The organism is Cystobacter fuscus (assembly GCF_002305875.1).
In the GTDB taxonomy this organism is placed as follows: Bacteria; Myxococcota; Myxococcia; order Myxococcales; family Myxococcaceae; genus Cystobacter; species Cystobacter fuscus_A.
In genome coordinates this window covers 4,091,411-4,106,323 of sequence record NZ_CP022098.1, presented here as the reverse complement: position 1 = coordinate 4,106,323, position 14,913 = coordinate 4,091,411, and the positions used below count along the sequence as shown (strand labels likewise).

11 protein-coding genes are annotated in these 14,913 nt (G+C 65.8%); 8 read left to right on the top strand and 3 right to left on the bottom strand.

The genetic code is table 11. The annotated features are described in order from the left end of the window. Position 1: 1 nt before the first annotated feature. Together CYFUS_RS16935 and CYFUS_RS16930 are read right to left on the bottom strand one after the other, a co-directional pair. On the bottom strand, positions 2–1,615 hold the full coding sequence (locus CYFUS_RS16935; protein ID WP_095986168.1) for a DUF1800 domain-containing protein: 1,614 nt from the start codon (positions 1,613–1,615) through the stop codon (positions 2–4). A gap of 447 nt (positions 1,616–2,062) precedes the next feature. Further along, positions 2,063–3,064: a hypothetical protein gene (locus CYFUS_RS16930; protein ID WP_095986167.1), complete on the bottom strand. Its 1,002-nt coding sequence runs from the start codon at positions 3,062–3,064 to the stop codon at positions 2,063–2,065. A 228-nt stretch (positions 3,065–3,292) separates the two neighbouring features. Here CYFUS_RS16930 and CYFUS_RS16925 point away from each other — a divergent pair, with 228 nt between their 5' ends. From CYFUS_RS16925 to CYFUS_RS16895, 7 genes are all read left to right on the top strand, one after another. Beyond that, complete coding sequence (locus CYFUS_RS16925) at positions 3,293–3,976, top strand: TetR/AcrR family transcriptional regulator (RefSeq protein ID WP_232537609.1); 684 nt, start codon at positions 3,293–3,295, stop codon at positions 3,974–3,976. 125 nt (positions 3,977–4,101) lie between these two features. Continuing rightward, on the top strand, positions 4,102–5,919 hold the full coding sequence (locus CYFUS_RS16920) for a flavin-containing monooxygenase (RefSeq protein ID WP_198316599.1): 1,818 nt from the start codon (positions 4,102–4,104) through the stop codon (positions 5,917–5,919). A 74-nt stretch (positions 5,920–5,993) separates the two neighbouring features. After that, positions 5,994–6,701: a Coq4 family protein gene (locus CYFUS_RS16915; RefSeq protein ID WP_095986166.1), complete on the top strand. Its 708-nt coding sequence runs from the start codon at positions 5,994–5,996 to the stop codon at positions 6,699–6,701. A 3-nt stretch (positions 6,702–6,704) separates the two neighbouring features. Beyond that, positions 6,705–7,949, top strand: coding sequence for an NAD(P)/FAD-dependent oxidoreductase (locus tag CYFUS_RS16910; protein WP_095986165.1), 1,245 nt, complete (start codon positions 6,705–6,707; stop codon positions 7,947–7,949). Positions 7,950–7,985: 36 nt separating this feature from the next. Continuing rightward, complete coding sequence (locus CYFUS_RS16905) at positions 7,986–8,312, top strand: 2Fe-2S iron-sulfur cluster-binding protein (RefSeq protein ID WP_095986164.1); 327 nt, start codon at positions 7,986–7,988, stop codon at positions 8,310–8,312. A 51-nt stretch (positions 8,313–8,363) separates the two neighbouring features. Continuing rightward, positions 8,364–9,605 carry a cytochrome P450 gene (locus CYFUS_RS16900; protein WP_095986163.1) on the top strand — a complete coding sequence of 414 codons (1,242 nt, stop codon included), beginning with the start codon at positions 8,364–8,366 and terminating at the stop codon, positions 9,603–9,605. Positions 9,606–9,616: 11 nt separating this feature from the next. After that, positions 9,617–11,068 (top strand): DHA2 family efflux MFS transporter permease subunit, encoded by a 1,452-nt coding sequence (locus CYFUS_RS16895; protein WP_095986162.1) that lies wholly within the window; start codon positions 9,617–9,619, stop codon positions 11,066–11,068. A 25-nt stretch (positions 11,069–11,093) separates the two neighbouring features. On the opposite strand, the gene CYFUS_RS50625 is transcribed toward CYFUS_RS16895, so the two are convergent. Next, positions 11,094–11,234 (bottom strand): hypothetical protein, encoded by a 141-nt coding sequence (locus tag CYFUS_RS50625; RefSeq protein ID WP_157758486.1) that lies wholly within the window; start codon positions 11,232–11,234, stop codon positions 11,094–11,096. A 320-nt stretch (positions 11,235–11,554) separates the two neighbouring features. Between CYFUS_RS50625 and CYFUS_RS16890 the strand changes: the two genes are divergently transcribed. Beyond that, complete coding sequence (locus CYFUS_RS16890) at positions 11,555–14,848, top strand: LamG-like jellyroll fold domain-containing protein (RefSeq protein ID WP_095986161.1); 3,294 nt, start codon at positions 11,555–11,557, stop codon at positions 14,846–14,848. Positions 14,849–14,913: the final 65 nt, after the last annotated feature.

Genomic DNA, 14,913 nt, shown 5'->3' with positions numbered 1-14,913 from the left:
ATTACCTCTGGATCTGGAACTCGGGAGAGAGCGACGTGAGATAGATGGCCAATTGCTGCTTGCGGGTGTTGCCGCCGGCGCGAGGATCGTTCATGGCCTGGAGGAGCGCGGTGCTCAGCTCCGAGGACATCTCGCCATGAATCCAATACCGGCCGAGCCAGGCCACCAGGCCGTCTGGATTGACGGGCAGCGAGGTGAAATCAATCACGATCCCAGCACTCGACAAGTTGTTGTAGATGAGGTCGTACACGAAGTTGGCGCGAGCGGTGGCCGTCGCGGAGTCCAGGATGCCGAACTCGGGGCCGAGGAGCCCATTGCCGCCAGGAGCGGGCGTGTGGGGCGAGTAGTAGCTGAAGACCGAGGGCGGCCTGGGCACGTCCTGTCCGAGCGTGCGGCTATAGGTGTTGAGCCTGCCTCCCGGGTTCTTGGACGCCGTCGTATCGAGCGTGCCGTTCAACCCCCGGATCAGTGAGGTGATGAACAGCACGGGCGGACGAAGCCGACCGTAGGTGGCCTCGAGCTGCGCCGGAGCCTTGTCACCGCGGGCCTCGGGGTCCTCGAGGATCGCGCGGACCACCGCGCCCAGGTCGCCGCGCACACCACTTCCATTGTCCTTGAAGACCGCCGCCACCCGGCGGACGTACTCGGGGCTGGGATTGCTGGTGACGAGGTGCTGGATGAGCTGCTTGCTGATGAACGGAGGCAGGTTCAGGTCGGCGAAGACGTTGTCGAGCGCCTCCTGGAGATGCACCGTGGCGCTCGCTCCCGCGGTCGTCACCGCGCCCCGAAGGAGGGTCTGCGCGGAGGAGTCGTGATTCAGATCACAGGCAATCAGCGGCTGGGCGTAGCTGATGGTGTTGTTGTGACCCTTGGTCGGACAGCCCGCGGTGCTGGCATAGGTCCACCCGGAGAGGACTCGCGCGAACGCCTGGACCTGGGCCTCGCTGTACGCGGGGATGGGCACGCCATTGGCGTCGAGCACGGGGGTGCCGTCCTCGTTCAACTTGTCCAGCCCGAGCGTGAAGAGCTGGAGCATCTCCCGGGAGAAGTTCTCGTTCAGCGGCAGGGGCCGACCTGCCCAGTCGAACGCCAGGTTGTTCGCCATGTTGAGATAGGTTCCCATGGCGGGGTTGCGGGTGACCGCGTCGAGCAAGGTGCGGTAGTTACCAAAAGCGTTCGCGGAGAGCAGGTTGAGATAATCCGCCAGCGCCACCTTGGGCTCCAACTCGGGGGTGGTTGAATTATCGCGGATGGCGCTTTCCGAGACGACGAGGATCTGGCTGAGCGCGAAGGTCACGCGCTGCCGGAGCTGATCCCTGCCCATGACGGCGTTGTAGAAGAATTGAGAGCCGAGATCCACGGTCGAGGTCGTTCCGTCGAACACGGTACGGGGAGCGGCGAGCTGCTCGGTGATGGCCTGGGAGACGCCAACACTCATCACCCCCTCCACGCTGTCGATGGGCAGCGGGCTCACCCCATGGGCGAGCCGCGGGCCGAAGGTTGCCTGCTCGAGGAAACGGATGGCGTCGGGCTCGGTCGCGGTCGTGGAGAGCCCCTGCGCCTGTGCATGACCAAACACACACAGGGAAAGAGCCAGGGCAGTGTGGCGTATCATACGATGTTCTCCTGGTACGTTGAGGCCCTGAGACCAGGGAATGAGAAATCCCGGCTCAGGTATTCACGAAAGAGAGCGAATAAAGACAGCGATACTCGTGTTTGTCTTTAAAGACGGCTCAATCCAGGAAGTCAGGACTGCCCATACCTGACGCTGTAATCCCATATGACCAGGGCAGGCAAGCAGGCTCCGCCAGGCCAGGGATGGGGCGCTTCTAGAAACGGTGGATTGTAGGTCTGTAAAAAGAAGAGTCTTTTGGACACATGAACGAACGCAGCAGGAAATATGGACGGATTGTCACGGGCGCAATTGGCCTGGGGACCATCCCTGCCGTCGTTGGTCTGTTGTGGCGCACGAGACATCGGGCGACTGGAGTCCGCGTCTCACCACACGCTGAGAGTCGTTGAAGGGCCCGCGGTCCGCCGAAATATTTTCAGACGACAGGAGTCATCCCGGGAGGATGCGGACCACCTCGATGCCCTTGTCCGTCGCCACGGCGAGGCGACGACCGGCGGGGTCCAGCGCGAACGGCGGCGCGGGCGGTAGGTGGTGGATGATGCTGCTGCCCTGACGGCCCGTATGGAGTTCAGGCCATTGCTCCAGGATGCGTCCGGTCGTCAGCTCGAAAAGCCTGGGATGCTCGTAGAAGCCGACCGCGTACCCGCCCGCCACCATCAGGGTCCCCGTGGGCTTCTCCAGGGGAGCCACGGACAGGACGCGACGCTCGGTGAGCGAGTACACCACGAGTCCTCCCGAGCCCTCCGGCTGTCCATCCGGTAAGGAAACCGCTTCACCTTCCAGGCCCGAGCACTCGAAGACCAGCGTGTCCCGCTCGCCGAAAGTCGCCGAGTGGATCTCCACGAACGAGTCACCCAGCTCCAGGTCCTTGGGCTCGTCCAACGACCGGGGCTGCTCGAGCGCGAGCGCCACGTCGAAGACATACGCCGTGTCCACGGGATGCCAGATCCACCCCGCGCTGAGCAGGAAACGTCCATCGCGGCTGAACTGGAGCCGGGAGTGGAAGATGTCTGACGATTCACCCTCCCGCCGGGTGAGCCGCTCCCCGGTCTCGGCATCCTCGAGTTCCAGACGGCAATACTCGTCGGGGCAGTGGGCCAGGAGCGTGCGGCCACCCGGCGAGGTCATCAGGGCGACGGGGTACTCGTAGGTGTCCGCGTGGTAGAAGCTGCGGTTCAGCTCGCGCAGCACCCGGCCCTGGTGGAGCAGGAGCCCCTTCGTCCCGAGTTTCTCGTAGAGGACGGCGTACCGGCCATCCTGGGACATCACCGCGCTGTCGAAGCGGTAGCGATAGCTGATGTCGGACTCGGTGATGCTTCCGTCCAGGGCGTAGGAGCGGCCGCCGGAGACCCAGTCGACGAGTTCGTCACCACGCCAGCAGAGGGAGTCGGGGGCGAAGTCGGTGGGGATGAAGATGCGTTCGGTTCTCATGGGCGCCGGGACGCCTGGTTCCCGAGGAAACTGACGTCCACCCTCCCCCGCCAGCAGCCGGAGGCCGCCCCGCCTGTAGAGCGTCTCCGGAATCGACCGGACCCAGGCCTGGAAGCAAGGCATCCATCATCGCGATGGACGTCGATTTAAGTCGGTTGACTTCATCAGTCGAGTGACTTAAAACCCCACGCATGGATTCAGGGACGGGCCTTTCCCCCTCCGGAGGTCATGATGAGTGCCGACGGCAGCAAACAGGTCATGGCGCGGGTGGGCCCGGGCAAATCCGACCGGGGCAGCGAGACGCGCGAGTTGCTCCTCGTCACCGCGGAGCGGCTGTTCGCCGAGCACGGCGTGGAGGCGGTCTCCAACCGCCAGGTGAGTGAGGCGGCCGGCCAGTCGAACAACTTCGCCGTCGGCTACCACTTCGGCTCCAAGGAGGACCTCGTGGTGGCGATCATGCGCCGGCACTCCGAGTCCATCGAGCGGCGGCGTACCGAGATGCTCGCTCAGGTCACCGGCTCGCCCGACCTGCGCGACTGGGTGTCCTGCCTCGTGCGGCCAACCACCGAGCACCTCGCCTCGCTGGGCAGCCCCTCCTGGTACGCGCGGTTCGTCGCCCAGGTGATGACCCATCCCTCCTATCGAAAGCGCGTGGTCGATGAGGCGTACACCTCGCGGTCGCTGCAGCAAGGCCACGAAGGCATGTTCCGGCTGGTGCCCCGTCTCCCCGAGGAAGTGCGGCAGGAGCGCAACGACCTGGGCCGGTTGATGCTCGTGCACATGTGCGCCGAGCGGGAACGGGCGCTGCAAGAGGGCACCGCGCTGCCCCACTCGACATGGGAGTCCACCGCGGCCGGACTGGTCGACGCGATCGTCGGCTTGTGGCTGGCCCCCGTCACCGCCCGGCGGTGATCTCGCTGGCGGGAAAAGACGTCAGAAGCAACCGAAGTGAATAGTGATTGAGGAATGCTCATGCGCGTGCTCGTGGAATCGGAGACGCCGCACGAGTGCCTATCGAGTCGAAAGGATATGTGCGAATGAATACGACGAAGAAGGGTGAGGCTTCCTTTTCCCCGGAGGCCTTGAAGGAGAAGTACCGGATCGAGCGCGAGAAGCGGCTGCGCCCCGACGGCAACACCCAATATGTCGACCTCAGCGGCGTCTACAAGGACTTCGACCGGGATCCCTATGTCGAGCCCGGCTTCACCCGTCCGGCGGTGACCGAGACGATCGACGTCTTGATTGTCGGGGGTGGCTTTGGCGGCATGCTGGCGGGGGTGCGGCTGCGCCAGGCGGGGGTCGAGTCCCTCCGCATCATCGAGAAGGGAGGCGACTTCGGCGGCACCTGGTACTGGAACCGCTATCCGGGCGCCGCCTGCGACGTGGAGTCCTATATCTACCTGCCGCTGCTCGAGGAAACCGGTTACATGCCGAAGGAGAAGTACGCCAAGGCGCCGGAGATCTTCGTCCACTGCCAGCGCATTGGCCGCAAGTTCGATCTCTACAAGGCGGCGCTGTTCCAGACCTTGATCCAGACGATGGACTGGGATGAGGACACCCAGCGCTGGAACATCACGACGGATCGGGGCGACAAGCTCGCGGCGCGGTTCGTCATCACCGCCGGTGGCATCCTCCACAAGGCGAAGCTGCCCGGCATCCCGGGCATCGAGACCTTCAAGGGCCACAGCTTCCACACCAGCCGCTGGGACTATGCCTATACCGGCGGCGGCCCCTATGGCGGCCTGAGCAAGCTGGCCGACAAGCGCGTGGGCATCATCGGGACGGGTGCGACCTCGGTCCAGGCCATCCCCCACCTCGGTGCGTCGGCCAAACAGTTGTACGTCTTCCAGCGCACGCCCTCGGGCGTCGGCGTGCGAGGCAACCAGCCGACGGATCCGGAATGGGTGAAGACGCTCGAGCCCGGCTGGCAGCAGGAGCGCATCCGCAACTTCACCGCGATCGTCTCCGGTCAACAACAGGATGTCGACATGGTCCGGGACGGTTGGACCTACATCTTCCAGGACAACGAGAGCTGCCGCGCGAAGACCCCCGAGGAGGCCGCCGAAATCCGCCAGCTGGCGGACTTCCGCAAGATGGAGGAGATCCGCGCGCGGGTGGACTCCATCGTCAAGGATCCGGTGACGGCCGAGGCGCTCAAGCCCTACTACTACCAACTGTGCAAGCGGCCCTGCTTCCACGACGAGTACCTGGACACGTTCAACCGCCCCAACGTCAAACTCGTGGACACCGAGGGCAAGGGTGTGGAGCGGCTCACCCCCACCGGCGTGGTGGTCAAGGGCAAGGAATACGAGGTCGACTGCCTCATCTACGCCTCGGGCTTCGAGGTCACGGGCGATTATACCCGCCGGCTGGGCTTCGACATCCACGGACGCGGCGGCAAGTCCCTGCACGACAGCTGGGCCGAGGGCACGGCGACGCTGCACGGCATGCAAAGCCGCGGCTTTCCGAACTTCCTGATGCTCAGCGGCCCCCAGAGCGGTTGGGCGATCAACTTCGTTCACGTCCTCGACGAGCAGTCGCAACACGCCGCCTACATCATCGAGCGGTGCCTGAAGCGTGGCATCGAGACGATCGAACCCACGGAGCAGGCCCAGCAGCAGTGGTGGGAAGTGATCCTCGGCAGCCTCAGGCAGCAGGGCGTCTCCTTCGGTGGCCCCGAGTGCACGCCCGGCTACTACAACAACGAGGGAGTCCAGGCCGGCCCGAACGCTATCCGCAACGCCGGTTTCGGGGGCGGCACGCTCGCGTTCATCGACATCCTGCGCGACTGGCGCAAGGGCGATGACCTCGCGGGCCTGGAAGTCAAACGGTCACAGACGTCTCCCAATCCCTGATGCGCGGCGCGGCTCATCTCCAACCAGATGAGCCGCTTGTTGCAGAAGTAGGAACCCCTCCCCTGGACCCCATCATGCAAGCCACTCCCGCGATTGACCCCAAGACCCTGATCCTCCCCGAAAACGCCTCCCTGTTCACCCGTCTGCGTATCGCGACCAAGATCCTGAAGGTGATCAAGGGCAATGAGGGCAACCCCGTCTATGGCCAGACGATCAACGCCTGCCTGGACTACAACGTCTACGCCTCGCTCATCCAGCGGATCCAGCGCAGCGAGGATGGGCGCCGCCTGCTGTCCAAGCGCCCTTCGCTGGAGGCCAGGGATCTGGATCTGGCCGCGCTCGAGCGCCTGCCGGAGGGAACGCTCGGCCATGGGTTCGCGCGCTACTTCCGCGACAACAAGATCTCGCCCTTCGAGACGACGCTCGAGATCAAGAACGACCTCGACTTCATCGCCAAGCGCTACCGCGAGACGCATGACCTGTTGCACCTGGTGACGGGCTACGGCACGGACGTGATCGGCGAGATCGAGCTGCAGGCGTACGCCCTGGGCAACCTGGGGATCCGGACCGCGATGCTCATCGTGCTGTTCGGCTCGTTCCAACAAATCAAGGACCGGCAGTCCGGCGTCGATCACTCCGAATACGTGAAGCGGATCTGGGCCGCGTACCGTCGTGGCCGTGCCTCCCCGCTGTTCCTCGACTTCTGGTTCGAGAACCACTGGGAATCCCCCGTGTCCAAGGTGAGCGCGCGGCTGTGCGCTCCCAATGAGCGGATGAACTGACCCATGGAAGAGCGCATCGTCATCGTGGGTGCCGGCCAGGCGGGTGGCGAGCTGGCGGCCGGCTTGCGAAAGCAGGGCTACCAGGGGCGTGTCCTCCTGCTGGGAGACGAGGCGCATCCGCCCTACCAGCGGCCTCCGCTCTCGAAGGGCTTCCTTCTGGGAAAGGTGGCGCTGAAGGACCTCTACCTCAAGCCGCTGGAGACCTATGAGCGCTTCGGCATCGAGTTCAAGCCCGGCACCCGCGTCGAGGCCATCGACCGCTCCACGCGGGAGATCTCCCTGAGGGATGGGAGCCGGCTGGCCTACGACAAGCTCGTCCTGGCCACGGGAGGCCGGGCACGTCCCTTGAGTCTTCCCGGGCTGGAGGGTGCCCGGCTCGAGAACCTGTTCTCCATCCGCTCGCTCGCCGACGTCGAGGCGATGCGCGGCGGGTTCCTCCCGGGCAACCACCTGGTCATCATCGGTGGCGGCTACGTGGGGCTCGAGGTCGCGGCCGTGGCCGTGCAGTCCGGGCTGCGGGTGACGCTGCTGGAGGCGGCGCCTCGCCTGCTCTCCCGGGTGACGGGTCCGGAGGTGTCCTCGTTCATCGAGCGCATCCACCGTGAGCGGGGCGTGGAGTTCCGGCTCTCCTGCGAGGTGCGCGGCCTGGAGCTCGACGAGGCGCGGCGTCAGGTGCGCGGGGTGAGCCTCGCGTGTCACGGCGTGCCCGAGCGGCTCGAGGCCGACCTGGTGCTGGTGGGAATCGGCCTCATCCCCAACACGGAGCTGGCCTCCGCGGCGGGCCTGGCCGTCCAGAATGGCATCGTCGTGGACGAGTATGCCTGTACGGCCGATCCGGCGATCCTCGCCATCGGGGACTGCGCGAATCAGCCCAGCGCCTACACGGGCGGACGCATCCGTCTCGAATCCGTCCCCAACGCCATCGAGCATGCGCGGGTCGCGGCCGCTACCCTGATGGGCAAGCGGGAGCCCTCCGCCGCCATTCCCTGGTTCTGGTCGGACCAGTACGGCTTGAAGTTGCAGATGGTGGGTCTCTCCACCGGCTACGAGCAGTGCGTCACGCGGGGCTCCGTCGAGCACAAGGAATTCTCGGCCTTCTACCTCAAGGACAGACGGGTCATCGCCGCGGATGTCATTGGCCGCCCCGCGGAGTTCATGGCCGCGAAGCGGCTGGTCTCGAGCCGGGCGGAGGTGGACGCCACCCGCCTGGGCGACGTGGCCGTCCCACTCACCAGCATCGCCGCTTGAAGACAGTCAAAACCCAAAAGAAATCCAAGAGGAACCATGACGAAGATCAAGTTCATCGAGGCGGATGGCAAGGAGCATGAGGTCGAGGCGCAGGAGGGACAGTCCGTCATGCAGACGGCGCTGAACAACCTCGTGCCAGGAATCGTCGGCGAGTGTGGAGGCTTCGCCAGCTGCGCGACCTGCCACGGCTATGTCGATGAGGGCTGGCAGTCGAAGCTCCCCCCGCCCGATGCGGCGGAAGAGGGAATGATCGCGTGCGCCTTCCACGTGAAGCCCAACAGCCGGCTGACCTGTCAGATCAAGGTGACGCCCGCGCTGGATGGGATGGTGGTCCGTCTTCCCGTCTCGCAGACCAGCGAGTGAGGACCGGACAGGTCCCCACGTCTCTTCCTCCAACACCCAGAGAGTTCGAACATGAGCGCCTTTAGCGGAAAGAAGTTGGACAAGATTCCCGCGCACGTCCCGCCGGAGCTGGTCTACGAATACGACAACGCCAGGGATCCGCGGCTGCTCGAGGATCCGCACGCCCGGATGCGTTCCCTCATCCTCGAGGCCCCGCCCATCTTCTTCACCCCCTATAACGGGGGCAACTGGGTGGTCACCCGGAAGAAGGCCATCGTGGACATCACGATGAACCCGGAGGTCTACAGCAACGCCTTCCTCGTCTCGGGACACCAATCGGAGGAACACGCGGGGGAACACAAGGAAGCGCAGCAGGGCTTGATGCTGCTGCCCGTCGCGGCGGATCCGCCGCGGCACACCGCGTACCGGGCACCGCTCAACCAGCCGCTGTCGGCCAAATCCGTTGCCGGACTGGAGACGGCGATCCGGGACATGACGAACGAGCTCATCGACAAGGTGCTCGCCGCGGGACGCTGCGACTTCCTCTCGGACATCGCCGAGCCGCTGCCCGTCACGTTGTTCATGAAGCTGGCTGGCATGCCGACCGACCGCCTGGCGGAGTTCCGTCATCTGGCGACGCAGGCGACGTCCGCCACGGTGACTCCCGCGGACCGCGAGGTGACCTTCAAGCGCATCGCGGGGATCCTCGCGGAAACCATCAAGGCCCGGCAGGAGAAGCGCGAGGAGGATCTGATCAGCCATCTGCTCGACGCGAACATCAACGGCCGCAACCCCACGTTCCAGGAGATGTTGGGCTACAGCATCGCCTTGTTCCTCGGCGGGCTGGAGACCGTGGTGAATGCCCTGAGCTTTGGCGTCCGGCACCTGGCGCGCGATCAGGAGTTGCAGGCGAAGCTCCGGGCCGATCCCAGCCTCCTGCCCGGAGCCATCGAGGAGTTGCTCCGGCTCTATGGCATCGCGTCCACGGTCCGGCAGGTGATGCGCGACGAGGTCTGCCATGGCGTCCAATTCAAGAAGGGCGACACGGTGTCGTTGCTCCTGCCCGCGGCCAACTACGATGACGCGGCGTTCCCGGACCCCGAGCAGTTCATCCTGGGCCGGAAGGAGCAGCACCAGACGTTCAACACGGGTCCGCACCGGTGCGTCGGTCTGAATCTGGCCCGCCTGGAGATGAAGGTGTTCTACCAGGAGTGGTTGAAGCGCGTACCGCCGTTCCGGCTGGATCCCGAGAAGAAGCCGCGGTTCGTGGGTGGCTTCAACCTGGCGATCGCGAGCCTGCCGCTGGTCTGGTAATAGCCCGCCCCATGCACCCATCAGAAGAGCCACGAGCCATCCGATTCTGGCCGTTCATGTTCGCCCTCTTCGCCGGGTCGTTCATGTCCGTGCTGAGTTCCAGTACGATCACGATCGCCATTCCCGAGCTGCAGAGGTATTTCGGTGCCGACCTCTCCCTGCTGCAATGGACCCTGACGGGCTTCATGCTCGCCATGGGCACCAGCGCGCCGCTCACCGGCTACCTCGGCGGACGCTTCAGTTTCAAATGGGTGTACGTGGCCAACCTGGTGGGCTTCACCCTGGCGTCCGTGCTGTGCGGGTTGGCCTGGGATGCGGGCTCGCTCGTGGCCTTCCGGTTCCTGCAGGGCGCGTTCTGCGGCGCCATCATGCCCGTGACCATGACGCTCATCTATCAGGTCCTTCCCCGGGAACGGCAGGCGCTGGCCGCCAGTCTTTGGAGCCTGTCAGCCAGCCTCGCTCCCGCGTTCGGGCCGACCTTCGCGGGCTGGTTGATCACCCTGGGCAACTGGCGGTGGTTGTTCTTCATCAACGTTCCGCTCGGCCTCGTCGCCGTGGGCCTGGCCATGCGGACCATTCCCTTCTACCGCCTGCAAGCCCCGAAGGCGTTCGATCTCCCCGGACTGCTCACCGTCATCACCGGCACCCTGTCGCTCCTGGTCGCCCTGAGCCAGGGGAGGGGCTGGGGCTGGACGCATGCGAAGACCGTGTCCCTGTTCGTGCTCGGGACGGTGTCATTGGTCGTCTTCGTCGTGAGGGAGTTGAAGACGAGTGCTCCGCTGCTCGATCTGCGTGTGCTCGCGAACAGCCGCTATCTGGTGACGCTGCTCATCTCGAGCATCATCACGATCAGCCTGTACTCGGGCGCGTTCCTCGTGCCGGTGTTCCTGCAGAAGATCCAGGGAGTGACGCCGCTTCAGACCGGGTTGATCCTCCTTCCGGCCTCCCTGGCCATGGCGCTCCTGATGCCCTTCGTCGGGCGCATGTATGGCCCGCTCGGGCCGAGCACGCTCATGACGACTGGCGTCCTGCTGATCGCGGGAGGCACGTATGCCCTGAGCCGTTTGACGCCGGAGGTTTCACAATCCTACATGTTGGTGTGGATGGTGGTGCGGAACGTGGGTATCTCGCTCTCCATGATGCCGGCCAGCAACGCGGGCATGGAGCAGATTCCACGCGAGCTGAGCGGCCACGCCTCCTCCATCAGCAACTGGTTGCGAAACGTGTTCGGGGCGTTCTCGATCGCCATCTTCACGTCGCTCCTGTCCACCTTCACGGCCCGGGAGGCCGAGGTGCTCGTGAGACAGGGGATGACGGAACGCCGTCACATCGAGTTGTTCTCGTTCGTGGAGGGCATCAACGACGTCTACCTGGTGGCCACGCTCGTCGCGCTGGCGGCCGTGCCGCTCAGCCTGGGAATCCGCAAGCGGCCGGAAGTGATCAAGACCGTCGTGGAAGCGTGATCGCTGTCATCGGGACTGCCCGCCGTCACGTCACCCGCCGGGCGTCGGGCACCAGGAGGCGCTGGACCACGGGTAGCTCCGCCGGGCTGCCGCAGGGCGTCATCTCCCACCTCGAGAGCGCCTCGAATCCTGTCAATACCTGCTCGGGCAGGTTCTCAAGAATCACCTGATTCCCAATCGGCCTGTCGATGCGGACATCGCGTGAACCCGCCGCGCCTCCGTCCCGCGGAGCTGACCGGCTTCAGCAGCACCGGCGCATCTCTGGGAATCGGCCAGGCCTCACGTGTTTGCCGCGATGTGTCGTAACGGGCTGTCGCACTCGAATTCCCTGACACCTTCGAGCGACACCTTCGAGCCTGCGCGGAGCGATGCTTTGCCACCTCCTGGCGTGTGGCCTTCAGGATGGACATTCTGGGCAGTTCCTGCCCAAACTATTCTGGCGCCTCCACCCCAACGACAGTTCAAGCAAGTTCAAGAAGGGACGCCATGTTACGGCCCAAGTTCAGATCGCTCGCCCTGATCCTGTTGTCTCTCGCCTCCGTGCAGCTACCGCTGATTGGCTGCACGCCACCGCCCCCGGGCCCGTCGACTCCGGATGCATCGACCCCGGACGCGTCGACTCCAGACGCATCGACTCCAGATGCATCGACTCCGGATGCATCCACTCCTATCGTCGTGCACGGGCTCAAGGGCGAGTACTTCCGTGCGTCGGCGCCCAACGCCCATGACTTCGCGGAACTTGGCGCGGTCGCGCTGGACCCGAACATCAACCTCCCTGGCCTGGATGCCACCTTCCAGACGTTGACCGGCCGTACCGAGCACACCACGGCCCGGTGGACCGGCCAGCTCACCGCGCCGGAGACCGGCGACTACACGTTCTCCGCGATCGGCGACAATGGCTTCCGGCTGTTCCTCGACGGAAAGCCGGTGATCGACCACTGGGTCGGCGATTGGGACGTCGAGCAGAACAGCGCGCCGGTGCACCTCGTCGCGGGCGAGGCACACGACTTCCGGTTGGAGATGTTCCAGGACGTCGGCGGCGCGAACATGTTCCTGCGGTGGTCGAGCGCCACCATCAGCAAGCAGATCGTGCCGACCACGGCGTTCACCCCGCCGGCCGACTTCGAGGTCTACCCGGTCCTCCTCTCCGTCGGCGAGGATGGCCTCCGGCTGACGTTCGACTTCGCCGAGCCGGTCGACGCGCTCGGCGACCTGGTGCCGCACCTGGAGGTGGCGGCAGACACCGTCCCGATGCCGCTGGCCTCGGCCGCCATCGCCGCCAATGACCCGTCCCTCGTGGAGGTCACTCTCTCCGCGCCCATCCAGCGTGGTCAGCGCGTCCGCGTCTCCTACGACGGCGCCGGTGGCCTGCGCGTGGACGGTGAGGAGGTGCCGCAGCTCATCCGCGACGCCACCAACGGCTCGACGCACCGGCTGCGCACCGAGTGGGCCGACCAGGTCGACCCGGCCCAACCTCTGCCCGAGTACCCGCGGCCGCAGCAGGTCCGTGCTCAATGGCTCAACCTCAACGGTCCGTGGGAGTTCTCCGGCGCGGCAGCGGGCCAGCAGCCGGTGTTCGGCCAGGCGCTGCCGGAAAGCATCATCGTGCCGTTCCCGGTGGAGTCCCAGCTCTCCGGGCTGGAGCGCCACGAGGACCACATGTTCTACCGCAAGCTCGTCACCGTGCCCGCGTCCTGGCAGATCGGCGCCGGGCAGCGGCTCCTGCTGAACTTCGGCGCGGTGGACTACCACGCGCGGGTGTGGGTCAACGGCAAGCAGGTCGCCGAGCACAAGGGCGGCTACACGGCATTCACCGCCGACATCACCGACGCCCTGAGCGGCACGGGTGAGCAGGAGATCTTCGTCGCGGTCACGGACACCACGGGAGCCAATCAGCCGCGAGGCAAGCAGTCCTCCAGGCCGAGCGGCATCTTCTACACGCCCTCCTCGGGCATCTGGCAGACCGTCTGGCTCGAGCCGGTGCCCAACGCGGCGATCGACAGCCTCGTCACCACGCCGAACCTCCAGACGAACTCGCTCTCCGTGGAGGTGCGTTCCGCGTCGGCCTCGTCCAACGCCAGTGTCACCGCCGTGGCCCGCGACGCCGACGGAAACGAGGTTGGCACCATCACCGGTCAGGCCAACACCCCGCTCACGCTGAAGGTGTCGCAGCCGCACCTGTGGACGCCGGATGACCCGTACCTCTACAAGCTCGACGTCACCCTCACCGATGGACAGAGCACCGACACCGTCGGCAGCTACTTCGGAATGCGCTCGGTGGGGATCCAGAACGTGGGCGGCTTCCCGAAGCTGGTGCTCAACGGCAAGCCGATCTTCTCCCTCGCCATGCTGGACCAGGGCTTCTGGCCCGACGGGCTCAACACCGCGCCCACCGACGAGGCCCTGCGCTGGGACCTCCAGGTGCAGAAGGACCTCGGGTTCAACTCCGTCCGCAAGCACATCAAGGTGGAGCCGGCGCGCTGGTACTACCACGCGGACCAGATCGGCCTGCTGGTGTGGCAGGACTTCGTCTCCGGGACCATCACGAACACGCAGGGACAGGAGGCGTTCGTCTCCGAGGGCCTCCGCATGATGGAGCAGTTGCACAACTCGCCGTCCATCGCGATCTGGGTGATCTTCAACGAGGGCTGGGGCGAGTGGAACCGGCAGGAGACCGGCCGGATCGCCGATCAGGTCAAGGCCACCGACCCGTCGCGGGTGATCAACGCGCACAGCGGAGTGAACTGCTGCGACTCCAAGGGCGACTCCGGCAGGGGTGACATCATCGACCACCACGACTACGGCAACAACAGCCCGGCCTACCCGGATGCCACGCGCGCGGCCATGGACGGCGAGCACGGCGGGTTCACCCTGCGCACGCCGGGCCACATGTGGCCGGGTGCGCCGACGGTCATCTACAGCGGGGTGGTGGACAAGGCGGCACTGACCAAGAAGTACGTCGAGAACACCCAGACCTATTACCTGGCCGCCGCCGGGGCGGAGCTGTCCGGCTCGATCTACACCCAGGTCACCGACCTGGAGAACGAGCTCAACGGCTTCTACACCTACGACCGGCGGGTGCTGAAGGTCGACCCGGGGCCGGTGCGTGAGATCAACCGGCGGGTGATCGAAGCGGGTGCCAAGGCGGGCGAGGACGCGACGTTCCCCGGCCTCGGGAACTGGCCGCTCGACGAGGGCAGCGGCACGGTGGGCCATGATTCCACCAGCGGGAAAAGCGACGTGGCACTGCGCGGCAACGCCGCCTGGACGGCCGGGGTCCGCGGACAGGCGCTGCGCTTCGACGGGAACGGCGACTTCGCCGAAACCGTCGCCCCGGTGCTGGACACGCGCGGCGACTACACGATCTCCGCGTGGGTGACACTCGACAAGCTGCCGGGCAACTTCGCCACCGCGGTCAGCCAGGACGGCCGCCGCACGGAGAACCCGTTCTACCTGCAGTATGGGCAGGGCGCGTTCGCCTTCAGCACGCCTGGAGGAAAACGCGCCAGGTACGTCGTGACGCCGCAACTCAACCGCTGGTACCACATCGTCGGCGTCCGGGCCGGCAGCGAGCAGCGGCTGTACGTCGACGGAACCCTGCGGGCGACCGTCGCGGCTGGCACCGCGGACGTGAGCACCGGACCGCTGGCGATCGGGCGCGCGAAGTACGCTGGCGGCGACACCGACTTCTGGTCGGGGTCGATCGACGAGGTACAGGCCTTCGGCCGCGCGCTCAGCGACAGTGAGGTGAGCGCCCTGTACTCCGAGGTGCCGCGCTAGCAGTCCCACCGGGCGGCAGGTGCACACGCCTGCCGCCCGGCCAGTACCTCGCCTGCTCGACCCTG

Excerpts from the sequence above, each read along its gene's own strand:
- CYFUS_RS16895 (WP_095986162.1), top strand. The coding sequence starts at position 9,617 with ATGCACCCATCAGAAGAGCCACGAGCCATCCGATTCTGGCCGTTCATG.
- CYFUS_RS16890 (WP_095986161.1), top strand. The coding sequence starts at position 11,555 with ATGTTACGGCCCAAGTTCAGATCGCTCGCCCTGATCCTGTTGTCTCTC.
- CYFUS_RS16900 (WP_095986163.1), top strand. The coding sequence starts at position 8,364 with ATGAGCGCCTTTAGCGGAAAGAAGTTGGACAAGATTCCCGCGCACGTC.
- CYFUS_RS16905 (WP_095986164.1), top strand. The coding sequence starts at position 7,986 with ATGACGAAGATCAAGTTCATCGAGGCGGATGGCAAGGAGCATGAGGTC.
- CYFUS_RS16935 (WP_095986168.1), bottom strand. The coding sequence starts at position 1,615 with ATGATACGCCACACTGCCCTGGCTCTTTCCCTGTGTGTGTTTGGTCAT.
- CYFUS_RS16915 (WP_095986166.1), top strand. The coding sequence starts at position 5,994 with ATGCAAGCCACTCCCGCGATTGACCCCAAGACCCTGATCCTCCCCGAA.
- CYFUS_RS16925 (WP_232537609.1), top strand. The coding sequence starts at position 3,293 with ATGATGAGTGCCGACGGCAGCAAACAGGTCATGGCGCGGGTGGGCCCG.
- CYFUS_RS16920 (WP_198316599.1), top strand. The coding sequence starts at position 4,102 with ATGAATACGACGAAGAAGGGTGAGGCTTCCTTTTCCCCGGAGGCCTTG.
- CYFUS_RS16910 (WP_095986165.1), top strand. The coding sequence starts at position 6,705 with ATGGAAGAGCGCATCGTCATCGTGGGTGCCGGCCAGGCGGGTGGCGAG.
- CYFUS_RS16930 (WP_095986167.1), bottom strand. The coding sequence starts at position 3,064 with ATGAGAACCGAACGCATCTTCATCCCCACCGACTTCGCCCCCGACTCC.